27 protein-coding genes and 7 tRNA genes are annotated in these 24,360 nt (G+C 41.8%); 12 read left to right on the plus strand and 22 right to left on the minus strand.

Translation table 11 applies throughout. The annotated features are described in order from the left end of the window. From OFN73_RS07300 to OFN73_RS07310, 3 genes are all read left to right on the plus strand, one after another. Entirely contained in the window at nucleotides 1–750 is a 750-nt protein-coding gene (locus tag OFN73_RS07300) for a hypothetical protein (RefSeq protein ID WP_270862871.1), read from the plus strand. 152 nt (nucleotides 751–902) lie between these two features. Continuing rightward, nucleotides 903–1,514 carry a flavodoxin gene (locus OFN73_RS07305; RefSeq protein WP_270862872.1) on the plus strand — a complete coding sequence of 204 codons (612 nt, stop codon included), beginning with the start codon at nucleotides 903–905 and terminating at the stop codon, nucleotides 1,512–1,514. An 8-nt stretch (nucleotides 1,515–1,522) separates the two neighbouring features. Then, on the plus strand, nucleotides 1,523–2,125 hold the full coding sequence (locus tag OFN73_RS07310) for a DUF4405 domain-containing protein (RefSeq protein WP_270862873.1): 603 nt from the start codon (nucleotides 1,523–1,525) through the stop codon (nucleotides 2,123–2,125). Between the two features lie 42 nt (nucleotides 2,126–2,167). On the opposite strand, the gene OFN73_RS07315 is transcribed toward OFN73_RS07310, so the two are convergent. The 6 genes from OFN73_RS07315 to OFN73_RS07340 all read right to left on the minus strand — a co-directional run bounded on the left by OFN73_RS07315 (nucleotide 2,168) and on the right by OFN73_RS07340 (nucleotide 6,947). Beyond that, nucleotides 2,168–2,728, minus strand: a complete 561-nt coding sequence (locus OFN73_RS07315) for a Fe-S-containing hydro-lyase (RefSeq protein WP_270862874.1) — start codon at nucleotides 2,726–2,728, stop codon at nucleotides 2,168–2,170. Nucleotides 2,729–2,738: 10 nt separating this feature from the next. Next, nucleotides 2,739–3,584, minus strand: a complete 846-nt coding sequence (locus OFN73_RS07320) for a fumarate hydratase (RefSeq protein WP_270862875.1) — start codon at nucleotides 3,582–3,584, stop codon at nucleotides 2,739–2,741. A gap of 130 nt (nucleotides 3,585–3,714) precedes the next feature. Then, nucleotides 3,715–4,545: a pyridoxamine kinase gene (locus tag OFN73_RS07325; RefSeq protein ID WP_270862876.1), complete on the minus strand. Its 831-nt coding sequence runs from the start codon at nucleotides 4,543–4,545 to the stop codon at nucleotides 3,715–3,717. A 36-nt stretch (nucleotides 4,546–4,581) separates the two neighbouring features. After that, nucleotides 4,582–5,481, minus strand: a complete 900-nt coding sequence (gene rarD / locus OFN73_RS07330) for an EamA family transporter RarD (RefSeq protein WP_270862877.1) — start codon at nucleotides 5,479–5,481, stop codon at nucleotides 4,582–4,584. Nucleotides 5,482–5,603: 122 nt separating this feature from the next. Continuing rightward, a complete protein-coding gene (locus tag OFN73_RS07335) occupies nucleotides 5,604–6,146 on the minus strand; it encodes a DUF4405 domain-containing protein (protein WP_270862878.1) in 543 nt (180 codons plus the stop codon). Nucleotides 6,147–6,227: 81 nt separating this feature from the next. Beyond that, nucleotides 6,228–6,947, minus strand: coding sequence for a TerC family protein (locus tag OFN73_RS07340; RefSeq protein WP_270862879.1), 720 nt, complete (start codon nucleotides 6,945–6,947; stop codon nucleotides 6,228–6,230). A gap of 299 nt (nucleotides 6,948–7,246) precedes the next feature. Between OFN73_RS07340 and thiD the strand changes: the two genes are divergently transcribed. Continuing rightward, nucleotides 7,247–8,044 carry a bifunctional hydroxymethylpyrimidine kinase/phosphomethylpyrimidine kinase gene (gene thiD / locus OFN73_RS07345; RefSeq protein WP_270862880.1) on the plus strand — a complete coding sequence of 266 codons (798 nt, stop codon included), beginning with the start codon at nucleotides 7,247–7,249 and terminating at the stop codon, nucleotides 8,042–8,044. 2 nt (nucleotides 8,045–8,046) lie between these two features. Here thiD and OFN73_RS07350 read toward each other — a convergent pair whose 3' ends face one another. Then, nucleotides 8,047–8,460, minus strand: a complete 414-nt coding sequence (locus OFN73_RS07350) for a VanZ family protein (protein WP_270862881.1) — start codon at nucleotides 8,458–8,460, stop codon at nucleotides 8,047–8,049. Between the two features lie 55 nt (nucleotides 8,461–8,515). Continuing rightward, nucleotides 8,516–9,781 carry a 3-isopropylmalate dehydratase large subunit gene (gene leuC / locus OFN73_RS07355; protein WP_270862882.1) on the minus strand — a complete coding sequence of 422 codons (1,266 nt, stop codon included), beginning with the start codon at nucleotides 9,779–9,781 and terminating at the stop codon, nucleotides 8,516–8,518. A 95-nt stretch (nucleotides 9,782–9,876) separates the two neighbouring features. On the opposite strand from leuC, the gene OFN73_RS07360 reads away from it, so the two are divergent. Continuing rightward, nucleotides 9,877–10,401 carry a nitroreductase family protein gene (locus OFN73_RS07360; RefSeq protein WP_270862883.1) on the plus strand — a complete coding sequence of 175 codons (525 nt, stop codon included), beginning with the start codon at nucleotides 9,877–9,879 and terminating at the stop codon, nucleotides 10,399–10,401. A 58-nt stretch (nucleotides 10,402–10,459) separates the two neighbouring features. Here OFN73_RS07360 and OFN73_RS07365 read toward each other — a convergent pair whose 3' ends face one another. After that, nucleotides 10,460–11,557, minus strand: a complete 1,098-nt coding sequence (locus OFN73_RS07365) for a hypothetical protein (RefSeq protein ID WP_270862884.1) — start codon at nucleotides 11,555–11,557, stop codon at nucleotides 10,460–10,462. A 51-nt stretch (nucleotides 11,558–11,608) separates the two neighbouring features. Here OFN73_RS07365 and OFN73_RS07370 point away from each other — a divergent pair, with 51 nt between their 5' ends. From OFN73_RS07370 to OFN73_RS07390, 5 genes are all read left to right on the plus strand, one after another. After that, nucleotides 11,609–12,970: an NFACT RNA binding domain-containing protein gene (locus OFN73_RS07370; protein ID WP_270862885.1), complete on the plus strand. Its 1,362-nt coding sequence runs from the start codon at nucleotides 11,609–11,611 to the stop codon at nucleotides 12,968–12,970. A 49-nt stretch (nucleotides 12,971–13,019) separates the two neighbouring features. Beyond that, complete coding sequence (locus OFN73_RS07375) at nucleotides 13,020–13,781, plus strand: phosphatidate cytidylyltransferase (protein WP_270862886.1); 762 nt, start codon at nucleotides 13,020–13,022, stop codon at nucleotides 13,779–13,781. Then, nucleotides 13,775–14,860, plus strand: coding sequence for a 1-deoxy-D-xylulose-5-phosphate reductoisomerase (gene dxr / locus OFN73_RS07380; RefSeq protein ID WP_270862887.1), 1,086 nt, complete (start codon nucleotides 13,775–13,777; stop codon nucleotides 14,858–14,860). Before OFN73_RS07375 ends, dxr begins: the two co-directional genes overlap by 7 nt. A gap of 122 nt (nucleotides 14,861–14,982) precedes the next feature. Beyond that, nucleotides 14,983–15,058 (plus strand) — tRNA-Val (locus OFN73_RS07385). A gap of 59 nt (nucleotides 15,059–15,117) precedes the next feature. Beyond that, the gene (locus OFN73_RS07390) at nucleotides 15,118–16,125 is read left to right on the plus strand and encodes a hypothetical protein (RefSeq protein WP_270862888.1); all 1,008 of its coding nucleotides are present in this window, start codon (nucleotides 15,118–15,120) and stop codon (nucleotides 16,123–16,125) included. A gap of 84 nt (nucleotides 16,126–16,209) precedes the next feature. Here OFN73_RS07390 and OFN73_RS07395 read toward each other — a convergent pair. The 9 genes from OFN73_RS07395 to OFN73_RS07435 all read right to left on the minus strand — a co-directional run bounded on the left by OFN73_RS07395 (nucleotide 16,210) and on the right by OFN73_RS07435 (nucleotide 18,493). Further along, nucleotides 16,210–16,284, minus strand: a tRNA-Asn gene (locus OFN73_RS07395). Between the two features lie 12 nt (nucleotides 16,285–16,296). Continuing rightward, nucleotides 16,297–16,381: transfer RNA gene (locus OFN73_RS07400), tRNA-Leu, on the minus strand. Between the two features lie 47 nt (nucleotides 16,382–16,428). Further along, nucleotides 16,429–16,505, minus strand: a tRNA-Arg gene (locus OFN73_RS07405). 16 nt (nucleotides 16,506–16,521) lie between these two features. Then, nucleotides 16,522–16,598, minus strand: a tRNA-Arg gene (locus tag OFN73_RS07410). A 5-nt stretch (nucleotides 16,599–16,603) separates the two neighbouring features. Continuing rightward, nucleotides 16,604–16,680: transfer RNA gene (locus OFN73_RS07415), tRNA-His, on the minus strand. 5 nt (nucleotides 16,681–16,685) lie between these two features. Next, nucleotides 16,686–16,762 (minus strand) — tRNA-Pro (locus OFN73_RS07420). Between the two features lie 79 nt (nucleotides 16,763–16,841). Further along, a complete protein-coding gene (locus tag OFN73_RS07425; RefSeq protein ID WP_270862889.1) occupies nucleotides 16,842–17,003 on the minus strand; it encodes a hypothetical protein in 162 nt (53 codons plus the stop codon). 21 nt (nucleotides 17,004–17,024) lie between these two features. Beyond that, nucleotides 17,025–17,798 (minus strand): hypothetical protein, encoded by a 774-nt coding sequence (locus tag OFN73_RS07430; RefSeq protein ID WP_270862890.1) that lies wholly within the window; start codon nucleotides 17,796–17,798, stop codon nucleotides 17,025–17,027. A 62-nt stretch (nucleotides 17,799–17,860) separates the two neighbouring features. Then, the gene (locus OFN73_RS07435) at nucleotides 17,861–18,493 is read right to left on the minus strand and encodes a non-canonical purine NTP pyrophosphatase (protein ID WP_270862891.1); all 633 of its coding nucleotides are present in this window, start codon (nucleotides 18,491–18,493) and stop codon (nucleotides 17,861–17,863) included. Between the two features lie 90 nt (nucleotides 18,494–18,583). Here OFN73_RS07435 and OFN73_RS07440 point away from each other — a divergent pair, with 90 nt between their 5' ends. Beyond that, entirely contained in the window at nucleotides 18,584–19,897 is a 1,314-nt protein-coding gene (locus OFN73_RS07440) for an MFS transporter (protein WP_270862892.1), read from the plus strand. Then, the gene (locus OFN73_RS07445) at nucleotides 19,887–21,086 is read left to right on the plus strand and encodes a molybdopterin molybdotransferase MoeA (protein WP_270862893.1); all 1,200 of its coding nucleotides are present in this window, start codon (nucleotides 19,887–19,889) and stop codon (nucleotides 21,084–21,086) included. Before OFN73_RS07440 ends, OFN73_RS07445 begins: the two co-directional genes overlap by 11 nt. A gap of 94 nt (nucleotides 21,087–21,180) precedes the next feature. Here OFN73_RS07445 and OFN73_RS07450 read toward each other — a convergent pair whose 3' ends face one another. The 4 genes from OFN73_RS07450 to OFN73_RS07465 are packed head-to-tail and all read right to left on the minus strand — an operon-like array spanning nucleotide 21,181 to nucleotide 24,337. Next, a complete protein-coding gene (locus OFN73_RS07450; RefSeq protein ID WP_270862894.1) occupies nucleotides 21,181–21,498 on the minus strand; it encodes a hypothetical protein in 318 nt (105 codons plus the stop codon). Next, nucleotides 21,498–21,665, minus strand: a complete 168-nt coding sequence (locus tag OFN73_RS07455; RefSeq protein ID WP_270858667.1) for a hypothetical protein — start codon at nucleotides 21,663–21,665, stop codon at nucleotides 21,498–21,500. Before OFN73_RS07455 ends, OFN73_RS07450 begins: the two co-directional genes overlap by 1 nt. Beyond that, on the minus strand, nucleotides 21,652–23,739 hold the full coding sequence (locus OFN73_RS07460; RefSeq protein ID WP_270862895.1) for a mechanosensitive ion channel family protein: 2,088 nt from the start codon (nucleotides 23,737–23,739) through the stop codon (nucleotides 21,652–21,654). The genes OFN73_RS07455 and OFN73_RS07460 overlap by 14 nt, the downstream gene beginning before the upstream one ends. After that, nucleotides 23,708–24,337: a carbonic anhydrase gene (locus OFN73_RS07465; RefSeq protein WP_270862908.1), complete on the minus strand. Its 630-nt coding sequence runs from the start codon at nucleotides 24,335–24,337 to the stop codon at nucleotides 23,708–23,710. The genes OFN73_RS07460 and OFN73_RS07465 overlap by 32 nt, the downstream gene beginning before the upstream one ends. Between the last annotated feature and the right edge of the window lie 23 nt (nucleotides 24,338–24,360).

A 24,360-nucleotide genomic window follows, 5' to 3' on the forward strand; every position in this document is an offset into this window, starting at 1 on the left:
ATGCGAAATTTAGCGAAATTTAGCCTTTTGGCGTTTTTGTGCGTGGGAGCGTTTGGCGCGGATTTATCCAGCGTGGCAGAGAAAATTTACGCCAACGAAACAGGGGCGAAAAAGTCAAATTTAATCCACTGGAATAGTGGCGAGAATTTCCCGTCCTTGGGGATCGGACACTTCATCTGGTATAAAAAAGACGAAAAAGATAAATTCGAAGAGAGCTTTCCAAATTTAGTGAAATTTTATAAAATTCGCGGCGTTAAACTTCCAAAAATACTGCGCCTGCACTCTCACGCGCCTTGGCAGAGCAAAACCGCGCTTGATGTGCTAAAAAAATCAGGCGACGCGGATTTGATAGAGCTAGAAAACTTTTTGTATCAAACCAAAAATTTGCAGGTAGAATTTATCTATGAAAGACTTCAAAACTCCCTAGAAAAAATGCAAAATTTAAGCAATAAAAAAGAGCATATCAAATCGCAGTTTTACCGCGTCGCAAGCTCGCCAAATGGGCTTTACGCGCTCATTGATTATGTCAATTTCAAAGGCGAGGGCATAAAAGAGAGTGAGCGATACGCGGGCGAGGGCTGGGGATTAATGCAGGTTTTGGAGTGCATGAGCGCGCAAAAAGAGGCAATGAGCGAATTTCGCAGGTGCGCGAAATCTCTCTTAAAGCGCAGAGTGGCTAACGCGCCCGCAAACCGCGATGAAGCGCGCTGGCTGGCCGGCTGGCTAAAACGCTGCGATACATATAGATAAATTTTAAATTTTGCTTACGCAAGCCCGTGATACTGCGCCGAATTTTAAATTCGGGCAAATTTTGCAGAATCAGGCAATGAATTTAGAGAATTTTTCTAACGAAATTTTCGCTTTTTTTATATAATTTTTGAAATTTTAACTAAGGGGCAAGTATGAAAAAAATCCTACTTTTTTTTCTTTTATTTTTCTTTGGCTGTGCGGGAAATGCCGCTGACACGAAGGTTTCACAAGGATTTAATATGAGCGGTAAAAAGGTGCTAATCGCGTATTTTTCGCGCGCAGATGAGAATTATCAGGTGGGCTATATCGAGAAGGGAAATACTGAAATTTTGGCTGAGTATTTGGCGGAATTTAGCGGTGGCGAACTCTTTAAAATCGAAACTCTACCGCCCTATGCCAAAGAGTATCAAGCCGCAATCGACTTCGCAAAAAGCGAACAAAAACAAAAAGCAAGACCAGAGATTAAGCCGTTTGATAAAAATCTAGCCGATTTTAACGCCGTGTTTTTGGGCTTTCCTACTTGGTGGGGCGATTTGCCAATGGGCGTTTTCACATTTTTAGAGGGGCAAAATTTCGGAAATTTACCGATTTTCGTCTTTAACACTCACGAAGGAAGTGGCTTAGATAGGACAATCGGCTCGGTCGAAAAAGCGACAAAAGCAAAGGTTTTAGGCTATTTTAGCCTGTATGGAAGCGTGGCGCAAAATCAAAGAGAGAAAGCCAAAACCGAGCTAAAAGCGTGGTTTGATGAGATTTCAAAATAAATTTTACAATGAAATTTAATAAAAAATCATTTTACTGGGGCGCGATTTTTGCCCTAGTTTTGTGCATGAATTACAAAAAATTTGGCGAGATAGCGCATGAAATTTTGGGCTTAATCTTAATCTTTTTCGCCCTTTTTCATGCCTTTTCGCCTCGTAAATACTTAGCCAAATTTAAGGTGCGAAACGCCCTAAATTTCGCCCTTTTATCCTCATTTTTCGCAACGCTAATAAGTGCGATTTTTCTTAGCGAGCATATTTTTTCGTTTATTGATTTTGGCTTTGGCTCGGATGCGGCCAAAAATATCCACATGTTTGCCACGCACGCGCTATTTTTACTCAGCGCTGCACATTTGGGGCTAAATTTTAGAATTTTTGCAAATTTGCTTAGCGTGAAATTTAGTAAAATTTTAAAATTTTGCCTATTTTTGCCTCTTTTGGCTTTTGGAATTTATTCGTTTGCGGATCTGCATTTTTACGAATATCTGTTTTTTAAAACTGGTTTTGGATTAGAAAACAAAAATACATTTTTATTCAGCAGTGCCGAATATTTGGTGATTTTTGCGGCTGTTATGCTAGGCGTAAGAGTGATAAATTTAAGATTTAAATTTTAGGGTTAAATTTTAAAATTCTAGGGCAAATTTGCCCTAGAAAGATTAGATTTTTCTGTATGGTGCTTGACCGACTTCGTAGAAGTTGTTTCCCTCACAATCAATTGCGACAATCGCTGGGAAATCCTCGACTGTTAGTCTTGCCACAGCCTCTGGGCCAAGCTCAGGGTAAGCTAGAACCTCGTATTTTTTGATACTTTGGCTAATTAGCGCGCCAGCTCCGCCGATAGCTACCATATAAACACAACCTGATTTTTTCATAGCATCGACTACCGCATCGCTTCTATAACCCTTACCGATCATGCCGTTGATACCCACTTCGTTAATCATTGTTGGGGTGTATTTATCCATACGACCGCTTGTAGTAGGACCTGCTGCGCCTACTGCTTGACCTGGTTTTGCAGGTGTTGGGCCAAGATAATAAATAGTCTCGCCAGCTAAATTTACAGGCAGTTTCTCGCCACGAGCCAAAGTCTCAGTCAAAGCCTTGTGAGCAGCGTCGCGTGCTGCGATGATTGTGCCTGTGATTAGGACATTATCACCAGCTTTTAGGCTTTTTACTACATCTTTATCAAATGGAGCTGTTATTCTTTTTACTTCTGACATAATTATCTCCTTAAAGTTCAGCACTTGCGTGGCGTGCTGCGTGGCAATTGACATTAATAGCTACTGGAAGACCTGCGATGTGAGTTGGATACCACTCTACATTTACTTTAACAGCAGTGTTTAGACCGCCTAGACCTTGTGGGCCAACGCCTGTTTGGCGAGCAAGCTCTAATAGCTCATCTTCTAGTTTTGCGTATCTTTCGTCTTTGTTTCTGCTATCTACTGAGCGAACAGCTGCTTGTTTTGCAAGAAGCGCTGCTTTGTCCATTGTGCCACCGATTCCTACGCCAAGAACCATTGGAGGGCATGAGTTTGGACCAGCATATTTTACAGCTTCAAGGAATACTTTTTTCACACCCTCTACGCCGTCAGCTGGAACAAGCATTTTTAGCACAGATTTATTCTCGCTACCAAAGCCTTTTGGAGCAACTGTGATTTTTAGTTTTTCGCCTGGGACTATGCGCATGTTAATAACAGCAGGAGTGTTATTTGTGGTGTTTTTGCGCTCAAATAGTGGCTCAGCTACAACTGATTTTCTTAGGTAGTTATCAACATAGCCGTTTTTAACGCCCTCGTTGATAGCGTCCTCGATATATCCGCCCTCGATATGCACATCTTGACCAAGTTCTACGAAAACTACCGTCATACCTGTGTCTTGGCAGATTGGAGCTACGCCTTTTTCTGCTAGATCAGCATTTTGAAGCAATTTGCCAAGGATTTCTTTACCGATTGAAGAAACCTCAGTCTCTTTTGCTTTTTCAAACGCTTTTCTCATATCTGGCGTTACTACATAACAGGCTTTTTTGCAAAGCTCTGCAACTGTTTTAGAGATTTCACTTGCTTGGATTGTTCTCATTGTATTCTCCCAAAAAATAGTGATTGAAGATTATATCTTTTTCAAATTTAGCAACCACTTAAAATAGTATAAATTTATGCATTTAATTTTTAAAAATAAATTTCAAAGCCGAAATTTTAAAATTTAGCCTTTAAATTTTCCTTACAAGCTCAGGAATTACAAGCTCGAATTTCACTCCGTCGCTGCGCCTCCACTCGCTATCGCTCATAGTCTCTTTCATCGCGCTTACGACGAAATCAGCAGCTATGCGGATTGCGGTTTGGAGGGATTTGCCACGCATTAACGCACCAAATGCAACCGAGGCAAAAATATCGCCCGTGCCGTTGTATTTCACAGGTAGTAGCTCGTGGAAATACTCGCTCACACGCCCGTCTTTGGCGTCGTAGCTAAACACACCACACTGCTCGCTTATGTAATTAATCCCCTTTAAAATCACCTTTGACGCGCCTAAATCTTTTAGTCCTTCGAGCAAATCAAAGATAAATTCCCTCTCGGCCTTTTCTCGGTATTTCACCCCAACCATTGCGCAAGCTTCCGTGATATTTGGCGTAATCACATCAGCACTAGCGCACAAAAGCGCCATCATACGGGCAAAGTCATTATCAAATCCGGGGTAAAATTCGCCATTATCGCCCATACACGGATCGACCAATATCGTCTTTCCGCTTCCGCCAAATTCCATAAAAAGTTCGCTAATAAGCGCGATTTGTTCTTGCGAGCCCAAAAATCCAGTATAAATTCCGTCAAATTCCACCCCCTGCTCGTGCCAATGCGACATTATAGGGCGCAAATCTTTGGTAAGATCGCGAAATGTAAAACCGCTAAATCCAGTATGCATAGAAAGCACCGCCGTAGGCAAAACGCTAACACTAAGCCCCATTGCGCTAATCACTGGCAAAGCAGCGCTAAGCGAGACCTTACCCACGCACGAAATATCTTGAACACTAAGAACTCTTTTCATCTACTTCCTTGATTAAATTTTTGCGCCATTTTACAGTTATTTTGCCTTAATGTAAAATTTAGCCCTTTTTGCGCGTTTTATAGAGATAATCGTATCAGCCACCAAAAAGCAAATAGCCATAAATAGGCAAATCATCAAAATATACGAATCAGGCTCGATTTTTTCGCCTAAAAGTAGCGAAACGCCTAACATCAAAAGTGGCTCGACATAGATTAATAGCCCAAAGAAATTTATCGGAATTAATGCGCTTGATAAAATTTGAGCTAAAAGCGCAGTCGCGCTTAATAGGGCTAGCACCGATAAAAGCGTGTAAATGTTTGGATTTTGCACCGCGACCGCGCCAAGGTCGGTGCTACTTACAAACCACAAACAAAACGGCAACAAAAGCGCGATTTCTAGGGCGAAACTGCTAGCCCCTTCTAACCTGAAATACCGCCTTAGGCAAAAATACAGCGGAAATCCAATAAAAACAATCGCGCTATGCCACGACGGCGCGCCTCCGATTAGGATTTTTGAAAACACTCCAATCACCGCAAAGCCCACACACAGAGCTTTTAGTCGCGAAATTTTCTCGCCAAAAACAAGATTGCCAAAAATCACCATGGAAATTGGCATTATGAGGTATCCGATTGAGACTTGCAGTGCGTAGCCGTTACTTGGCGCCCACAGATACAGCCACATCTGAATTCCCATTGTAGCGGAAGTCGCAAGTAAAATTATGAGCAAAAAGGGCTTTTTTATCAGACGGACAAGAAGCTTTTTCATCTCTGTTTTTTTGCCGCCTAGCACCAAAAACAGCGCTACTATCGGAAATGTTACTAGCATGCGGTATCCCAGCAACTCCTGCCCGCCAAGAGGCTGCATGAAAACCGACATATAATAAATGCTCGCAAACCCGATAGAAGAAAACAGCGATAAAGCGATACCTTTTAACATTTTTTGAAATTTAGCAAGGCTAAATTTAATCCTTTTTTGAAATTTAAATTTTGGATTTTATTAAAATTTGACTTAAAAAATAATGGCTGAATTTTGGCAAATTTGAAATTTGCCAAAATTTATTAGTGAGAATTTTTGCCTTTTTGCGCGCCGCTCGCCTCGCCTTTTAGCGCACGAGCCGGCAAAAGTGCGTTTAGGATTTCGCCCTCTTTGAGATTATATTTCGCACACGCTTCGCGCAAATTTAGGCGTTCGTCGAAATTCGCTATACCCTTGCTCTCTAAAAACGCGCTAAATTTCGCATTATCCGTGCCAAATGCGCCTTTAAATTTGCTAATTTCCAAATTTAGAGCCTGCATATACACAGCCCTAGCTGGGTTTCCAGCCCCGCTAGCGCCTTTGAGGCTGTATCCAGCATATCCGCAGCTAAGCACTATAATAGCGCAGATTACAAGCCCCTGCCAGCCTTTAAAATAGAGTTTAAAAGGTTTGAAATTTATGAAAATATGCACCAGCGCAAGGGCTAGCATAGCCATACCAAAGTATTCGTGGAAATTTTTCATAACCCCACTTTTTAACCCAAAAAACATACCAGCCCCACTAAATGCGACGAAGCCAAAAACAGCGATTAAAAGCCCAGTTCCTACAAATCTAAGCGGTTTCAAAATAGCTCCTTTTGTAAAATTAAAGGCGATTTTAGGCTAAAATTTTAACTCCAAAATCGCCCGAATCTAACCGAAGCTAACCTAGTTTTTCTCAGATTTTTTGCGCACTTGGATATTGATGAGCTCGACCACGAGCGAGAAAAACATAGAAAAATAAATATAGCCCTTTGGGATATGAAATCCAAGACCGTCCGCTATGAGCGAAACGCCGACTAAAATCAAAAACGAAAGCGCAAGAATTTTTATCGTAGGGTTATCATCGACAAATTTCGCAATCGCCCCACTAGCAAACATCATCACAGCCACGGCGATGATGACAGCTAGTATCATTACAGGCAGGTGCTGTGCCATACCCACAGCCGTAATCACGCTATCGAGCGAGAAGATTATATCAAGCAAAGCGATTTGAATCAGTGTGCCACCAAAGCTAGCTTTTTTCTCATCTACTCGCTCTTCGTGGCTTTCGCCCACAGCAGAAGAGTGAATTTCGAGCGTGGATTTTACCAGCAAAAACAAACCACCGCCGATTAGCACTAAATCTCGCCCACTAAAACCGTGTCCAAGCACGCTAAATAGCTCTTTTGTCAGCCCCATTACCCAGCTAAGGCTAAGTAGAAGCAAAATTCGCGTAATCATCGCAAGAGCTAGCCCCATAATGCGAGCTTTGTCGCGGTTTTCCTGAGGCAGGCGCGAACACAAAATCGCTATGAAAATTATATTGTCTATGCCAAGAACGATTTCTAGCCCAGTTAGCGTGGCTAGGCTTATCCACGCCTCAGGCGAGCTGATCCAATCAAACATTTTAATCCTTAAATTTAAAATAAACTCGCTATTATAGCGATGAAAATTTAAATTTTAGCAAGGTGAAATTGTATAAAATTTTGGAATTTTTGGGAATACTGAGTGTAAAATTTATTGTTAAATTTTTTAATTGCCCACCGCTAGGAATTTTGAAGTCTAATCTTTTTTTTGCGGGGGCGGCGCTCAGAGTTGCGAGGCCCGCCCGCCCCCGCACCCCCACCTGGGCGACGCTAGCGGTGGTGTTTTATAAAAGCATGTGCATACTTTTATAAAACACGATTTTTTTACAAGGAAAATTTATGAAAAAGATTCTTACAATCGCGGGTGTCGATAGTAGCGGCGGCGCAGGTATTTCAGCCGATATCAAGACCATAACCGCCCACAAAATGTATGGCGAAAATGTCATCACAGCCCTCACTGCCCAAAACACGCTTGGCGTGCAAGGCGTGCTAAATATCGAGCCCCAATTTGTCGAAGCCCAGCTAGAAAGCGTATTTTGCGACATCGTCCCAGACGCTGTGAAAATCGGCATGATTTCTACTGCCCAGATTGCACAAACCATAGCCAAAGCGTTGAAAAAATTTGGCGCGCGAAATGTCGTCACAGACCCTGTCATGGTCGCTACAAGCGGTGGCGTGCTAATGCAAGATAGCGCAATGAACGCACTAAAATTCGACCTTTTTGGCATTTCAGCGATTATCACGCCAAATATCAAAGAAGCAAGCGCGCTAAGTGGCGTAAAAATCGAAAATTTCGACGATATGAAAACAGCCGCGCTAAAAATCGCTGAATTTTACGGCGGAGCAATTTTGGTCAAAGGCGGGGATCTCGCAAATACTGGCGAAGCGCGCGATATTCTTTACGAAAATGGCGAATTTAGCGAGTTTAGCGCACCCAAAATCATCACCAAAAACACTCACGGCACAGGTTGCACACTCTCATCAGCTATCGCTTGCGCCCTAGCAGCAGGGCTTAGCGTAAAAGAAGCGGTTGGTAGTGCGAAAGAATTCGTCCGCACTGCGCTAATGCAAGATTTGCACATTGGCAGGGGCAACGGCGCGATAAATCACTATTTTCGAATCCCAGAGATGTTTTAAATCTAAATTTGGCGGAATTTTAAAATTTCGCCAAATTTTATCCCCAAAAATACCCCAAAAACATTTAAAATCAAATCGTCAAGCTCGAAAATTCCGCTTTTAAAGACAAATTGTGAAATTTCGATTATTAGTGAGAGCAAAAGGCCAAAAATCAAAATTTTTCGCATGCTAAAATTTGGGAAAAAATATCGCGCAAAAAGCCCAAACGGCACAAACCAGACTATGTTTCCCGCAAAAAGATAGATAAATTTTATCGCGCCAAATTTCAAAGTATTTGCGTAATCGCTAAATGGCACGAGATTGTATTCGCCGACACGCCAAATTTGATCGAGCCTAAAATTTGCCCTAAAAATCGTAATTTTAAAGAGCGCACAAAGATAAATTATAAAAAGAAAACAAGCTTTGGATTTTTTCATTTGAAATTTAAAATTTGGATAAATTTTGCCATTAAAAAAATGGCAAAATTTTAGGTTACAAATCCCTAGGATCTGCGATTTTACCAGCGATTGCGCTAGCTGCTGCGACAGCTGAGTTTGCTAGATATACTTCGCTCGTGCGATCGCCCATGCGGCCGACGAAGTTGCGATTTGTCGTGCTCACGCATCTCTCTCCATCGCCCAAAATTCCCATATATCCGCCAAGACACGCGCCACAGGTCGGATTGCTCACAACTGCACCTGCTTCGACGAAAATATCCCACAAGCCCTCTTTTTGCGCTTGTAGAGCGATTTTTTGCGTAGCTGGTGTGATGATAAGGCGAGTTTTGCGAGCCACTTTTCTGCCTTTTAAAATCTGCGCTGCTATGCGAAGATCACTTAAACGCCCATTTGTGCAGCTTCCGATGAAAACTTGATCTACTGCGATACTATCTTTTACCGCCTCTCTCACGCTTTTGCCATTACTTGGCAAAAATGGATACGCAATCACTGGGTCTAAATTCGCAGTGTCGATTTCTAGGACGCGCTCGTAGTTTGCCCCCTCGTCTGAGTAGTGAAATTTTGGCTCGCTTCGTAGCGTTCTAGCGGCCAAAAATTCTTTTGTTACCTCATCGCACGCCACGATTCCGCTCTTTCCGCCAGCCTCGATTGCCATATTACAAAGCGAAAATCTACTATCCATATCAAGGTGCGCAATCGCCTCACCAACAAATTCTAGCGCCTTGTAGCGTGCGCCATCAACGCCGATTTGGCGGATAACTTCAAGTATCAAATCCTTGCCGTAAATGTGCGTTGCGGGTTTGCCCTTGAAAACAACTTTTATGCTTTCAGGCACCTTAAACCAGTTTTTGCCCGTAATCATCGCATAAGCTAAATCGGTGCTTCCCATACCAGTAGAAAACGCCCCAAGTGCGCCGTGCGTGCAGGTGTGCGAGTCGGCTCCGATGATGACATCGCCGGGTACCACTAGCCCTTTTTCAGGCATTAGGGCGTGTTCGATGCCCATATCTTTTTCGTCAAAATAGTTTTTTAGGTTGTGTTTGTAGGCGAATTCGCGTGAAATTTTGGCTTGATTTGCGCTTAAAATGTCCTTTGTAGGGATATAGTGATCCATTACGATCGCAAAGCCGTCTGGATTTGCCAAAGCCTTTGCGCCACTTAACTCAAACTGCTTTATCGAAATCGGCGTTGTGATGTCGTTGCCGATGACCATATCGATTTTGCTTTCTACGATTTGCCCTGCGCTGACCGCCTCGCCCACATGTTCGCTAAAAATTTTTTCTGTGATTGTCTGTTTCATAACCTGTCCTTAAAAAATTTGGGCTAAATTCTATCAAATCTAACCATAAAACTTTATAATAAAAGGTATAATTTTGCTTTTGGAAAGGAAAAATCATGGAAATTTTAGAGATTTTAAAAGCCAGGCGCAGTGTGCGAAAATACGCTCCCAGCGAGATTAGCAACGAAATTTTAGACACAATCTTAAAGGCTGGCTTGCTAAGCCCTAGCGGACATGCAAGAAAATCTTGGGAGTTTATCGTAGTCAAAGATAAAGCAAACCTCGCCAAACTAAGCCTTGCGCGCACGGGCGCAGCCGATATGCTAAAAGGCGCAAACGCCGCTGTGGTCGTAATCGCCGATGAGAGCGCGCAAGATGTCTGGATTGAGGACGCCTCTATCGCTATGGCCTACATGCACCTGTGCGCGAGCGCGCTAGGCGTGGGAAGCTGCTGGATACAATGCAGACTGCGCGAGGCGCAAAATGGCGCGAGTAGCGAGGAATACCTGCGCGAAATTTTGGGTTTTGGGGGGAATTACAGAGCCTTAGCGATTTTATCACTTGGAAATCTAATCTCCACGCCCGCTCCACACGAGCTAGAAAAGCTAGAATTTAGCAAAATTCACAAAGAGAAATTTTAAGTGTAAAAATCAGAGACAACCAAATTTTGCCGAATTTTACCCAAATTCGGCAATGAACTTATTTGCAACTAAGTTTTGGATAATTTGCCAAAAAGTAAGTTTTGGTTTTGCCAAAGAGATTTTTTACCTCATCTTCGCTGCCGCTGCTAGCTAATAATCTTTGTTTATAGATAGTTTGAGTCATACCGCAAGATTTTAGTTCGATGATAGCAAAATTCATCTCATAATCTTTTTCGCCCCTGCGTTGATTTGGATACCAAAGCATGGTTTGAAGCGCCTTATTTTCGGCTAGTTTTTCAATTTTTGCTTCGTGTTTTTTATCAAATTTCGCAATATCTTTTTTGGTGTCGCTTAAAAATTTATCAAAATCTTTTTTCTTCAAACCTTCGCTAAAAAGCACATCGATTTGCCCGTATGTAGGGTTTTGGGCTGAAAAGTAAGTAACCGCGCTAGTATCCGAGCCATAAACTCGTGGATATTCTTTGAATTTCTCAAAGTTTGTTTGCATATATTCTAGGCTTTGCGGGTGATTTAGCTTCGAACTTTTTATGCTAAGATCCTGCGCACACTCGATTCTAGGATAGTTTTTCAAAAAATTTGCCTTTTTGCTCTGTATTTGCTTTCGCACGGTATCTATCGGCGTATCTTTGTCGAAATTCATCGCATAATGCACATTTACAGCCCCGCAATCTTTGATTTCATAAATTTTCAAATTTGCTTCAAATTTGTTTAAATTTGGATTATTTGTAGGGTAGAAAATTTCGGTAGAAATCGCCTTTTTATCGCTTAATTTTTCGAATTTATACTCATTTTTTGCGCCAGAGTTTTTTTGTTTTTCTAACTCATGTTCCATAGCGCCGAGCAAACGCTCCATATCATACACGCCATGCCCATACGAAATCGTAATCAGCTTCGTCCAGCCAAAGCCCCTTTCGCCATCTAAAAAATATTCGGCGTTCATGGAGCTTTTGTGTCCTAGCGCGTAGGATTGCTTCTCAAATGTGATGTTTTGTGGCAAATTTAGCATTTTATCGATAGAGTGCGGACTGGCTTCGTTTGAAGGCACGACAATGTAAGTATCGCGTCCTAGCCCTTGCAAACAGCCACTTAACACAAACGCTGATAATGCTAACGGCACTAAAATTTTAAATTTCATAATCTCTCCTTAAAAATAAAACCCAAAGTATATCATTTTTTTAAAGTAAAAATGGAATTTAAAATTTTTGCTAAATTTTTTGCTAAAATAGCGTTTATGAAATACCAGCACCTAATCCAAATTTGCGAATTTTTGCAAAATTTCAAAACTCTAAGCCACATAAAGCGCGTCGGCGATAATCTTTTTAAGCTTAGCTTTGATAGCTATGAGCTGTTTTTTGATATGAATAAAACCGCGTGCAATATCCATAAAAACGGCTCTTTCGTGGAAAATAAAATTTACAAAGCACCATTTGACGGGGTTTTGGCTAAACGGCTCGTAAAATCGAAAATTTTGCAAATTTGCGTAGTGGAAAATAATAGAATTTTGCATATCAAAACTGAGCTAAAAGCCAGCTACAAGGCGTTTATCACAAATTTATACTTCGAATTTACAGGGCGATTTACAAATGTTATCATCACTGATGAAAAGGGCGTGATACTCGAAGCACTCAGACACCTAGATAACGATGTGCGAAGCGTGCGCGTGGGGCGGGTTTTGGCGCCACTTCCGCCATATAAAATCAAAGAAAAAGATGTAGAAAACATAGAGAATTTCAATGAATTTTTCATGGGCGAGTTTGAAAAGCTAAATTTGGCAAATTTAGCCCAAATTCGAAATTCAAAATTAACCCAAATTGATAAAAAAATCGAAATTTTGCATGCAAATTTAAATGCCGTGCCAAAAGAGAGCGAACTTTTAGCAAAAGCCGAAAATTTGGCAAATCTCGGGCAGGTATTATCGGCAAATTTGTATAATTTAAGCGACTGGCAAAGGGAATTTTGCCTAAATAATGAAAACAGCGAAAGCGTGGAATTTCACCTAGAAAATCCGCCAAAAATCGCAATGAACGAATTTTTTAACGAAGCAAAAAAATTGCGCCAAAAGGCCGCAAATTCGCATATCCAAATCGCAAATTTAAACGAAAAAATCGAATTTTACGAAAATTTGAAAAATTTAATTGCAAACGCAAAAAGCGTCGAAGAGCTTGAAATTTTGCTCCCCAAAAAGCGAATTAGCGCGAATTTAAAGGAAAAAAACGCCGAATTTGTGCAGAGCTTTTATATCGGCGAGTTTAAAATCAGCGTGGGCAAAAATGAAAAAGGCAACGAATTTTTGCTAAAAAACAGCGCCAAAAACGACTTTTGGTTTCATTTAAAAAACCGAGCTAGCGCACATGTCATCGTCCAAACTAACAAACAAAATTTAAGCGAAGAAATCGCAAATTTTGCTGCTAAAATTTGCGTAAATTTTAGCGTCAAAGAGGCTGGAAACTACCTCGTTGATTACACCAAACGCCTAAATGTAAGCCCCGTGAAAGGCTCGTTTGTGCATTATGTGGATTATAAAACTATCGGCGTTTTAAAGCCGTGATAAGGCGAAATTTTATATAATCTCGTGAAATCAAATCTAAGGAAATTTTATGAAACAAAGACTAGTAACTGGCGGAATTTTGCTCGCCGTTTTTTCTGTTTTAATCCTGATAAATAGCAGATTTATCAACTTTTTTGTATTTGCTATAATGCTTAGCATAGGGCTTTTGGAGAGCTACAAGGTCTACGGGCTAAAAAATGTCAGCCTAAAATGGCTAGCCCTTGCGCTCGCATTTTTCGCGCTAATTCCGCTTGCCCAAGACGACGAGCCATTTATCAGCGCGGTTAAAGTATGTATCGCCTCGGTAGTCGTGGTGGCCTCAATCGTAGCTTTTAAAAAGCTTGAAAACGCGAAAATTATCCTGCCTTTTATCTACCCTTTCGCTCCGATTTGCCTAATGTGGGCGGTTTATGATGATTTGGGTATTTTCCACTTCGTCTGGCTTATCATCACAATAATCGCCTGCGATAGCGGTGCGTATTTCGCTGGCAAAAGCTTTGGCAAAACCCCATTTAGCCCTAGCTCGCCAAACAAAACCATAGAAGGCATTATCGGCGGAATTATTTTTGCCTTTATCACAAGCTTCATTTATGCGCGCATTTTCACAAACCTGCCGCCACTTGAAATTTTATGCAAGACCCTAGTTATCGTGATTTTTGGCATTTTTGGCGATCTGTTTGAAAGCTATCTCAAACGAAGCGCAGGCGTCAAAGACAGCGGCAGTTTATTCCCAGGACACGGCGGCGTGCTAGATCGCATTGACGGGTATATGTTTGGCGCAGTGGCTATGGTGGTCGTGTATTCATGGTAGTGCTAGGCTCGACTGGCTCGATTGGCACAAACACCCTAGATATCGCGCACAAAAAGGGAATTTTAATCGAGGCTTTGGCGTGCGGGAAAAATGTGAGTTTGCTAAACGAGCAGATTGCTAAATTTCACCCTAAATTCGTCGCTATCGGCGAAGAGAGCCTAAAATCAGCCGTCAAACACGACAAGGTTTTTGTCGGTATGGAGGGGATTTTGGCAATGCTTGAAGAGTGCAAATCTAGCACCGTCGTAAATGCCCTAGTGGGCTTTGCTGGCATGCTCCCTAGCCTAAAAACGCAAAAACTTGGCAAAACGCTATGCCTAGCAAACAAAGAAAGCCTAGTCGTGGGCGGGAAATTCCTTGAAATTTCAAAAATTCACGCCATTGACAGCGAGCATTTCGGGCTAAAATTTCTAATCCAAAACGCAAAAACCCCTATTTCTAGGCTCATCATAACAGCCAGTGGCGGGGCGTTTTACGATACACCACTAACCGAGCTTGGAAATGTGAGCGCCAAAGACGCGCTAAGGCACCCAAACTGGCAAATGGGCGCAAAAATTACAATTGATAGCGCGAGCATGGCAAACAAGCTCTTCGAGGTAATCGAGGCGTTTTGGCTATACGGCACGAAAAATATCGACGCCGTGATCGAGCGCACATCGCAAATCCACGCCCTAGTTGAGTTCATCGACGGCTCGACCACAGCGCACATTAGCGAGACTGACATGCGCCTAGCCATAGCGCACGCGGTTTTAGAGGGCGCGATTAGCGAGCAAATCGTCAAACCTGTGAATTTGCTGGATTTAAAACCGATTAAATTCGCTCCAATCGATACACTCAAATACCCTATTTTTGGGCTCAAAGACGCGCTTTTGGATAATCCAAATTTTGGCGTAGTGATAAATGCGGCAAACGAAGTTGGCGTTTATGCGTTTTTAGAAGGGCGGGCGAGATTTAGCGATATTTCGCGCGTAGTGCTAAAATCGGTGGAGAAATTTCACTCGCCAAACACGCCAGACGCGCACGCTCTAATCGAAATCGATCGAAGCGTGCGAGCGTATGCAAATGAGCTTTTGCGCTAAATTTGGAAAATTTGGCGCAAAATTTGGCACAAAATTTAAAAATTTTGGCAATTTTGATTAAATTTTACATTTTTTAAATTTTATATTAGCTTTTTTTGCTATAATGCAAACTCTTATTTTTTGGCCCCGTAACTCAGTTGGTAGAGTGTCACCTTGACATGGTGGAAGTCGTTGGTTCGAGTCCAATCGGGACCACCATTTAATCGAGTTTTAACTTCAAATATTTCAAATTTATCTGTGCGATTTAAAGGAAAACCATGCTAAACGCCAAACAGCTAAAAATGTGGCAAAATGTAAGCAGACATTTAAGCAAAATGAGCGATGATACGCAATATCGCGCGCAGGTCGAAGCACGCCTGTATAAGGGGATTGCGCCAGAGATTATAAATAAAATTTACAGCCAAATTCCATACCAAAACAGCGTAAATTTAATAAGCCAAATCACGAAACTCGACTTTTCACACAATGAATTTTTGGCAAAAATTCAAACCGATGCCATAAATTTAGCCTCAAATTTCACAGCCTACATTTTAGAAAACTACGCTAAATTCGCCGATAGCGCGCATGGACGCTACATTTGCTCAGACACCTTTAAGGAGCTGTTTATGGCATGGATGCGCAAAAACGACAGAGCACTTGTAAATGACGCCTTGCATAACACTTCGGCGGTTTTGGGCGCGACGCAGTTTGATGAGATTTTAAAATCCCGCGAGGAGAGCAAAACAGAGGCTGTTTTTATCACTGGAATCCCGGGTGCTGGCAAAAGCGCTAGCGTAAAAAATTTTATGTCCAACCCAGATATCAAACTCATTTTCGAAGGACAGCTAGCAAACCCAGCCCCAAGTATCGCCAAAATCGAAAAATGCTTACAAAATGGGTTAAATGTCACGATCTGCGTTCTTCATATCGCCCCAGAACGCGCGCTAGAAAACACTTTCGCGCGATTTGAGGCATACGGTAGAGGCGGTAGTATCGCGGTGATGTCGAACATACAAGGCAATCTGGGCACTGGGTTAGCGCATATAGCGGAGTATTTCGCAGATAAAATAAATATAATCGCTATCGACAGAGACAGAGGCAATGAGGTAGTGCAAGGTTGCGCGCAAGTCCAAAATCTCATAAATATCGGCTCGAAAGATGAAATTTTCGCTCGTCTTAGAGCGAAATTAAACAGCGACTTCGAAAACGGCAAAATCAGCAAGGAGTGCTTTAATCAAGCAGATAAGACAAATTTGATGAATATCATGCGCTCTGGTGAGAAATAAATTTTTTAAAATGGTCAAATTAGGGGTCAATTAGTTTCCTTAAACTTCACAAACTACGATAAAATGGGATTTTATAAGATAAAGTGGCTCCGGATGCTGGATTCGAACCAGCGACCAAGCGGTTAACAGCCGCCTACTCTACCGCTGAGCTAATCCGGAACGAGTATTAAATGGTGCGGATGAAAGGACTTGAACCTTCACGCCGTAAAGCACCAGATCCTAAGTCTGGCGTGTCTGCCAATTTCACCACATCCGCAAAAAAGAAAGCGCATTATAGCCAAAAGCTCTTAATGCTAGCTTAAATGGTACGCCCATCAGGATTCGAACCTGAGGCCTACGGCTTAGAAGGCCGTTGCTCTATCCAGCTGAGCTATGAGCGCATAAAAAACAAATCAGTGGTACGCCCGAAAGGAGTCGAACCTTCAACCTACAGATCCGAAGTCTGTTGCTCTATCCAATTGAGCTACGAGCGCGAAAGTGGGGTGAATTGTGGGAATCGAACCCACGACCCTCAGGACCACAATCTGATGCTCTAACCAACTGAGCTAAACTCACCACAATGGTCGGAGCGAAAGGATTCGAACCTTCGACCCTCTGGTCCCAAACCAGATGCGCTACCAGACTGCGCTACGCTCCGATAAATGATGTGGATTGAAAAAGGAAACTTGATTATATATAATTTTTAAAATTTTGTCAATGAAATTTAGCTTAAAAATTTAAAATTTAGAAAGAATTTTATTTATGGCGAATTTATGGGTAAATTTCAAGTAATGCGATGATAAAAATGTCTGCAACATTTCCTTTGTCAAATTTAAATTTTTAAGAAGTCTAGCTTCCACCTTGTCAAGTTCTGCTTTCGCAATACTTTCTCTGCTCATATCGTCTCATTTAACAAAAGTTTAATTTAATAAATCTTTATCTTTAAACCAAGATACAGATAGAAAAAATTTCTTTTCTACCTTATCTAAACTCTTGCCTGTTTTAACCAATAAATATTTTTTGATTTCATTGTATTGTTTATCTGAACTAATCATAAAATTAAAAAATTTGCCGTCTTTATCTTGTAGCCAAATGACATCATAAAAACTATCTTGCAAACCACCATATTTGTGATGAATTATAAATTGTGGCAGATATAAGACTATAAAAGTAAAAAGTGATATAAAAATCAGTATTTTAAATTCGCCTCTATATATAATCAAAGCTAAAACAAAAACGAAAAATAATCCACAATAAATAAGAATAGCTTTTTCTATTTTTTCACTAATAAAACCATTTGGCAACATTGATGAAATGCTTTTTGTTATATTTTTCAAGTGAGATATTGCAATTCTTTTTTCAATACCGTTTTCTAATTTTTTAACTACATAGTCATTATAAAAATAAATTTGTGCGTCTTTTTCAAGGTTTCTAAAAGTATTTTTTAGGGTCATGTAGGTAAGAAATGGGATAATAAAAAGCGAACTACCATTACTATAAACAGTGTCATATTGAGAAAAAAATATTTTTCTGATTATTAAAGCAAGTCCTAATAAAACTAAAAAAACGATACTTAAAAATTTCGCATTTGATAATTCATCTTTTATAACAATCGGATTTTCATCATAATTTCGCAAATTTGATTTTTTAACATTTGGTTTATTGTTTAAATTTTTATTCTCAAAATTTTCCAAATTTAATCCTTTTATAAAATCTCGGTCAGTATCTACGATACTGAAATTTTAAATTTTATAAATCAGATGTTTTTAAAAGAATTTATCAAAATTTTCATTAGCGCAAGTCCTCGCGAGCGGTGCGAAATCTCGCCCTTAATCCGTGCTGGAAGCTCGCCTATGGTTTTGCCCAAATCGCCATCTCCAAGCTCTTCGTAGCGACGCGGAATAAACATAAAATCATACCCAAACCCATTTTCCCCGCGCTCTTCGCAAATCACTTCGCCGTGCATAAATCCGTGCGTGCAGTATTCACCAAAGTGCGATTTCAGCGCGATTGCAGCCACATAGTGTGCGCCCGAGCTACGCACGCCACGCGCGATTAGCTCGCTAGCTAGTTTCGCGCGGTTGCTAGCGTCCGTCGCGCCCTCTCCGCTAAATCTAGCTGAATAAATCCCGGGCGCACCGCCTAAAATATCCACGCAAATCCCGCTATCATCGCTCATCACGAGATATTCGCGGTGCAGGTCTCGCGCTAGTAGCCTCTCATAGACCGCGCGCACCTTTATCAGCGCATTTTCTTTGAAACTCTTGCCGTCTTCAATGATTTCAAAAGGCTCCAAAACCTCGCCAAGCCCGTAAATTTCGTCGTTTTTGAAAAATTCTCTAATCTCGTTAAGCTTATCTTTGTTGCCAGTGGCTACTAAAATTTTCATATCAAATCCTTGCGTAAAAACGCTTATTTTATCCAAATTTGACAAAATTTTAGCTACAATCACGGACAAAAATAATCTTTAAGGCTTTCGATGTTAAATACTATTTTGCCACTTAGTTTTATCGCAGCGACCCGCTTTTTTGGGCTTTTTATCCTGCTTCCGGTGCTTAGCTACTACGCTTTGGAGCTTCGCGGTGCTGATGAAAAACTAGTCGGCGTTTTAATCGGCGTGTATGCGATCATGCAAATGCTCTTGCAGACCCCATTTGGCGCGCTTAGCGATAAAATCGGGCGCAAAAACACTATCGCAATCGGTCTTGTGATTTTTATCGCAGGATCTGTGATTTGCGCGTTTGCTAGCGACATTTACACTATGATTTTAGGGCGATTTGTGCAGGGTTGTGGGGCTATCGGAGCCGTGGCTACGGCGCTGATTAGCGATTTTACCACGGAAGAAAACAGAGGCAAGGCAATGGCGATAATGGGCGCGATGATAGGCTGTGCCTTTGGCGCGGCGATGATTTTAAGCCCGGTTTTGAGCGCGAAATTTGGGCTAGCAAGCCTTTTTTGGCTAAGTGTCATTTTGACGATTTTTTGCCTGATTTTGCTTTTTTCTCTCGTGCCAGCCGAACCCAAAATTCGCTCCAAAATGCCCAAAAAATCCTCACTCGCGCTTTTGCGAGATAAAAATTTATCCTTGCTAAATTTAAGCAATTTTTTCCAAAAAGCCTTTATGACGACCGCATTTTTCCTAATCCCCATAATGCTTCACTCTAAATTTGGCTTCGCGCAAGACGAATTTATCAAAGTCTATGGCGTAGCTATGATTTTTGGCTTTTTATCCATGGGCGCAAGTGGCGCAATGGGCGAAAAACGCGGACTTTCAAAGCAAATTTTACTTCTTGGAATTTTATTTTTTATTGTTTCGTATTTGATTTTTGCTTTTGCAAACAACCCTTATTTTTTTATTTTTGGCGTGATTGTATTTTTCGCCGGATTTAACGCGCACGAGCCCATTATGCAGAGCCTCGCGTCGAAATTCGCCAAAACCACAAACCGCGGCGAAGCACTTGGAATTTTCACTTCGTTTGGGTTTTTTGGCAGTTTTATCGGAGGCGTGTGTGGCGGGCTAGCGTATGGCTGGGTCGGTATTTTGGGTATCGGGCTGGTCGTGGCGGTGCTTGGGGCGGTGTGGTTTGTGATGATTTTAGCCCTGCCAAATCCGAAAATTTTTAAAAATTTATATTTTGATAAAGCACTAAATTTCGATTTTAGCGCCATTAGCGGGCAGGCTGGGATTATCGAAATTTACGAAAACGGCGAGAATTTCGTCGTCAAATACAACTCAAAAATCATAAGCACAGAAGAGATTAAAAATTTGCTAGGAGCCACCGATGCAGTTTGAGAGTTTGCAAAGCGCGATTGCGAGGTTTAAAGCCAGCGTCGCGCCCGAGAAAAAGAGCGAAATTTTGCCCCTAAACGAGGCTTTGGGGAGAATTTTAGCCGATGAAATTCGCGCACCATTTGCCAAGCCAGAGCGCCCTACCGCCTCCATGGACGGATACGCGCTAAATGGCGCAAATTTGGCGTGCGGAGCGAGATTTAAGGTCGTTTCGCAAACCCCTGCTGGAAGCATGCCAAATACTGCGCCGAATTTTGGCGAGTGCGTCAAAACCTTCACAGGAGCGATTATGGCTGAGGGCGCGGATACTCTCGTGCCTGTGGAAAATGTCAGCGTCTGCGGCGATGAAATCATAATCGATAAAGTGGTGCCTGCTGGCTTTGCCGTGCGAAAAATCGGCGAGAGCTACGAAAAGGGCGAGGTTTTACTAAGCGCAAACTCACGGCTAAATTTTGCAAGCATTGCGCTTTTGGCTGAGCTAGGCATGGCTAGCGTGGCAGTGTTTGTGCGCCCAAAAGTCGCTATAATCGCCACTGGAAGCGAAATCAAACGCCCGGGCGAGAGCTTAGAAAACGAGGCGCAAATTTATAGCTCAAACAACTTCGCGCTTTTAAATTTGGCGCGTGCAATGGGGTTTGAAGTGGTGAGCGAGCAAATCATCAGCGACGATAAAGACGCTCTAAAAAGCGCCGTTTTTGAGGCACTCACGCGCGCTGATATCGTAATCACCAGTGGCGGAGTGAGTATGGGGGATTATGATTTTATGAAGGCTTTGGTGAGGGAGAATTTCGAAATCCTAGTCGATAAAGTCGCCATAAAACCGGGTCGCCATGTCAAAATCGCCAAATTTGGCGAGAAATTTATCTTCGCGCTTCCTGGATTTCCGCTTTCTAGCATTGTGACTGGGTTTTTGTTTTTGCGTGCGTTTTTGAGCGCGAAATTTAGGCTTGATGACGGGTGTGAGAGTAGCGCGATTTTGAGCAACGATTATGCGAAAAAATCGCCGTTTTTGGAGTTTGCTCTTGGCGATATCAGCGTCCAAAATGGGCAAATTTTTATCTCTACTGCGGGTAAAAGGCAAGGATCTAGCGCGATTTTGAATAATTTTGGCCCAAATTCTGCCCTGCTAATCGCAGAGCAAAATTTAAGCGCAAATTCTGTGGTGAAAATTTTGCAAATCCCAAGGTGGTAAGACTATTAAAAATTCTAAAATTCCAAAAAGAATAAATTTAAAGAATTTGAGCGCAAATAGCGATTAAAGCGCTCAAATTCTCATTTTTTCAAATTTACAAATCCGCTAGTTTGCAACCAGAAGTTATCGCAAATTTGGTCAAAAATGCCTTATTTTCGCGATCGATCCTGCGAAGCTCGTCGATTTGGGCTGGGTCGTATTCGTGCGAAAAATCAAGGTCTTCTAGCGGAAATAGCGCCTTTTCAAGCTCCTTGCTTAAAGCCTTTATGCGCGCGCCGTCCTTGCAAGCTTCGAGCGATTTATGCAAATCTTGCATGATTTGTTCTGCCCTTTGGGGCGCGACCTTCATCGGCGTAAATTCCACGCCGAAAACGCAGGCGCAAAACGCGCAAATTAAAGCGATTTTTCTCATTAGTAATCATCTCCGTCGATGTTGTTGTAGTTTAGCCCCTCGCCATCATCATAGCTATAATCGTCCTCGTCATAAGCGTAGTTATAGCCCTCTTCGCCCTCGATTATATCCTCGTCGTAATCGTCTAAATCCTCGTATTCTTCGAAGTCTTCGTCAAACTCTCTCATCATCTCCTCCTTCACTAAATTTCGGGTTATCATAATCAAATTTTGGTAATTTTTCAACATACAAGCTCTGCGACGGAAAGGCAAATTCTAGCCCGTTGTTCTCGACAATCTGCATGATTTTAAACAAAATATCCTCTTTAATCTGCAAATAATCATCTCTCATAACGGTTTTTGTGAAACAATACACCAAGATATTGACAGAACTATCGCCGAAGCTATCTAACACCACATTCATCGTGCTTTTATAGCCCGCTAGATCGTCGATTGAGACCATGTTTTGGCGCGAGCGCATACGAAAATCGCGCGAATTTGTCGCACTATCGCCAGATTGAGCGATTCGCGGGTGCGCTTTTAGCATTTCTTTGATATCTTCGATACACTTTCTAAGTTGCTCTGATCTAGCAGAGTATGTTACGCCCACGATGATATTGATATGGCGGCCGACCTTGCGGCGGTTCCAGTTTTTGATATTTTGCGCCATAATGTTTGCATTTGGCACGAAAACAAGGGCATTATCAAAGGTTCTAATCGTAGTTTTCCTAAACCCAGTCTCCACGACCGTGCCCTCTATGTCGCCCACTACGACATGATCGCCTTGGGAGAAGGAATTATCAAACAAAAGCATGATTGATTGGAAGAAATTTGCGATAATATCCTTGGTCGCAAACGCAATCGCCAAACCTCCGATTCCAAGCGAGGCTAGTATCGCGCTGACATCGAAACCTAGCCGTTTTAGGATAAGCAAGAGCGCGATTATTACGACGATGATATATAAAATTTTGATAACCAAATTTATAACATCTTTTCTAACGCCCTTTTTAGCGATATTTCCTAGCACGATTATGCCGTATCCGTCGATGATTTCGATGATGACCCACGCCCACAAAATGACATAGATTATCGACAAAATGCTAGCAAACCTTATCGGCACAGGGGCTGGATAGAAAAATATCACCAGCGAAATGTCTATCGAATACGCTATCAAAAGCACGCCAAGCGGGCGTTTTATCGTGGCTACAACCTGCTCTTTTATGGTTTCTTTATCAATGGCTGTGGAGCGATTGATGATTTTAAAGACGAAATAAATCAAATTCGCTAGCACCCTGCGAAGTGAGTAGAAAAAGAGCATTATCACGCTAATTAGCACGATTTTGCCGAAATTTATGCGTCTATCTTTGATAGGGGAAATTTCATTTATGCTATCAATTGCGGATTTGAAATTTAGGCTAGTAAAAATCACGCTGGATGCGAGCAAATCAGCATTTGAGTGCAAATAGGATAAAATTTCCTCGTAAGTTGCTTTATCATTTTTAAGCTCGCTAAATTTAGCCACGAAATTTTCGCTATCTTCTTGCGATTTTAGGGCCTCTTTTAGCTTGGAAGTTTTATCTAGCGAATACTCCGAAATCCTGCTAAGCGCGTCCTCTAAGCTCATTTTTAGCTCATCTTTGCTCGCACCATTTACAAAAAGATTATCAAGTTTTAAAATTTCTTGATAAAAAATATCCCCAAGCGCCATTCTATCGGCACTAATCGCTGCGCTTACATATTCGATAGAATTTTGCTTTTTCGCAAATTTTGCCAGCGTATCCTCGATATTTTTCTTAATCTCGGCGTATTTTAAAAGCCCTTCCCTGCTTAGCGTATTATTCGTAATCGCCATAGGAACGCTCTCTAAAAGCTTTGCTTTGTTTTCTTTGAGAGTTTTTAGCGAGCTATCTGTGGCGTTGGCTTCGCCTTTTGGCGAGATAGCAAGGATTTTTTTATTTATCTCTTTGATCTCATTTACCACGCGATAAAAGGAATTTGCGCCGTTTGTTTCGTTTGCGTTGAGTTCGTTTTGTGCGACCTTATTTACGATTATATCATAGACTTCGCTTTTGTTCGCATCGGCCCCTGAAACCTCGCTCAAAAACTCCTCGACTTCCTTTTTTTTCTCTTCTAAATTTGGCGCAGGAACTGCGCTTTGGCTCGAATTTTGCTCGGTTAAATTTTGGTCGCTTTTATTTGCTTCTGCGAAAATAAAATTTAGGCAAAGCGCACTAATCAAAAAGCTGATGAGAAATTTTTTCATAGTCATAATCCTTGTTTAATAGCGCAAAATGGTCATTGTGCGGGTCGTAGTTGAAAATTTCGCCCGTCTCGATGATATAATGCCAGCCAAAAATTTTAATCTCACCTGCCACATAACCCTCTTTGACATTTGGGTAGCTTAGCAGATTTCGTATCGAATTTACGATATTTAGGCGTTCGGCTAGCCACTCTCTTTTAGCTTTATCGTTGGCGCAGTGCTTTGAAATTTGATCTTTTACCCCAGACATCAAATTTATCCATTTTTTCACATTTGGGGTTTTTTGTAGTTTTGCCTCGTCATAAAACAGCGCCGCGCAACCACCGCAGTTGCTATGTCCGCAAACGATGATTTGCTTGATTTGCAAAGCATTCAGCGCGTATTCGATAGCCGCTGTGGTAGCGACGAAATCATCACTAACGCGATATGGCGGGACGATGTTTGCGATATTTCGCACTACAAACATCTCTCCTGGTTTTGTCGAAGTTATGAGCCCTGGCACCACGCGCGAGTCCGAACACCCGATAAAAAGCGTGTGCGGGGTCTGCGTATTTGCCAAAGAGCTAAAAAGCTCGGCGTGCTCGGCGTAGTTTTCTTCCATAAATTTAATTGCACCATTGATTA

Origin of the sequence: Campylobacter sp. JMF_14 EL1, assembly GCF_027737585.1 — a bacterium.
Taxonomy (GTDB): Bacteria; Campylobacterota; Campylobacteria; order Campylobacterales; family Campylobacteraceae; genus Campylobacter_B.

Coding starts and splice junctions, on each gene's coding strand:
- OFN73_RS07300 (WP_270862871.1), top strand. CDS start 1: ATGCGAAATTTAGCGAAATTTAGCCTTTTGGCGTTTTTGTGCGTGGGA.
- OFN73_RS07305 (WP_270862872.1), top strand. CDS start 903: ATGAAAAAAATCCTACTTTTTTTTCTTTTATTTTTCTTTGGCTGTGCG.
- OFN73_RS07310 (WP_270862873.1), top strand. CDS start 1,523: ATGAAATTTAATAAAAAATCATTTTACTGGGGCGCGATTTTTGCCCTA.
- OFN73_RS07315 (WP_270862874.1), bottom strand. CDS start 2,728: ATGTCAGAAGTAAAAAGAATAACAGCTCCATTTGATAAAGATGTAGTA.
- OFN73_RS07320 (WP_270862875.1), bottom strand. CDS start 3,584: ATGAGAACAATCCAAGCAAGTGAAATCTCTAAAACAGTTGCAGAGCTT.
- OFN73_RS07325 (WP_270862876.1), bottom strand. CDS start 4,545: ATGAAAAGAGTTCTTAGTGTTCAAGATATTTCGTGCGTGGGTAAGGTC.
- rarD (WP_270862877.1), bottom strand. CDS start 5,481: ATGTTAAAAGGTATCGCTTTATCGCTGTTTTCTTCTATCGGGTTTGCG.
- OFN73_RS07340 (WP_270862879.1), bottom strand. CDS start 6,947: ATGTTTGATTGGATCAGCTCGCCTGAGGCGTGGATAAGCCTAGCCACG.
- thiD (WP_270862880.1), top strand. CDS start 7,247: ATGAAAAAGATTCTTACAATCGCGGGTGTCGATAGTAGCGGCGGCGCA.
- OFN73_RS07350 (WP_270862881.1), bottom strand. CDS start 8,460: ATGAAAAAATCCAAAGCTTGTTTTCTTTTTATAATTTATCTTTGTGCG.
- leuC (WP_270862882.1), bottom strand. CDS start 9,781: ATGAAACAGACAATCACAGAAAAAATTTTTAGCGAACATGTGGGCGAG.
- OFN73_RS07360 (WP_270862883.1), top strand. CDS start 9,877: ATGGAAATTTTAGAGATTTTAAAAGCCAGGCGCAGTGTGCGAAAATAC.
- OFN73_RS07365 (WP_270862884.1), bottom strand. CDS start 11,557: ATGAAATTTAAAATTTTAGTGCCGTTAGCATTATCAGCGTTTGTGTTA.
- OFN73_RS07370 (WP_270862885.1), top strand. CDS start 11,609: ATGGAATTTAAAATTTTTGCTAAATTTTTTGCTAAAATAGCGTTTATG.
- OFN73_RS07375 (WP_270862886.1), top strand. CDS start 13,020: ATGAAACAAAGACTAGTAACTGGCGGAATTTTGCTCGCCGTTTTTTCT.
- dxr (WP_270862887.1), top strand. CDS start 13,775: ATGGTAGTGCTAGGCTCGACTGGCTCGATTGGCACAAACACCCTAGAT.
- OFN73_RS07390 (WP_270862888.1), top strand. CDS start 15,118: ATGCTAAACGCCAAACAGCTAAAAATGTGGCAAAATGTAAGCAGACAT.
- OFN73_RS07425 (WP_270862889.1), bottom strand. CDS start 17,003: ATGAGCAGAGAAAGTATTGCGAAAGCAGAACTTGACAAGGTGGAAGCT.
- OFN73_RS07435 (WP_270862891.1), bottom strand. CDS start 18,493: ATGAAAATTTTAGTAGCCACTGGCAACAAAGATAAGCTTAACGAGATT.
- OFN73_RS07440 (WP_270862892.1), top strand. CDS start 18,584: ATGTTAAATACTATTTTGCCACTTAGTTTTATCGCAGCGACCCGCTTT.
- OFN73_RS07445 (WP_270862893.1), top strand. CDS start 19,887: ATGCAGTTTGAGAGTTTGCAAAGCGCGATTGCGAGGTTTAAAGCCAGC.
- OFN73_RS07450 (WP_270862894.1), bottom strand. CDS start 21,498: ATGAGAAAAATCGCTTTAATTTGCGCGTTTTGCGCCTGCGTTTTCGGC.
- OFN73_RS07455 (WP_270858667.1), bottom strand. CDS start 21,665: ATGAGAGAGTTTGACGAAGACTTCGAAGAATACGAGGATTTAGACGAT.
- OFN73_RS07460 (WP_270862895.1), bottom strand. CDS start 23,739: ATGAAAAAATTTCTCATCAGCTTTTTGATTAGTGCGCTTTGCCTAAAT.
- OFN73_RS07465 (WP_270862908.1), bottom strand. CDS start 24,337: ATGGAAGAAAACTACGCCGAGCACGCCGAGCTTTTTAGCTCTTTGGCA.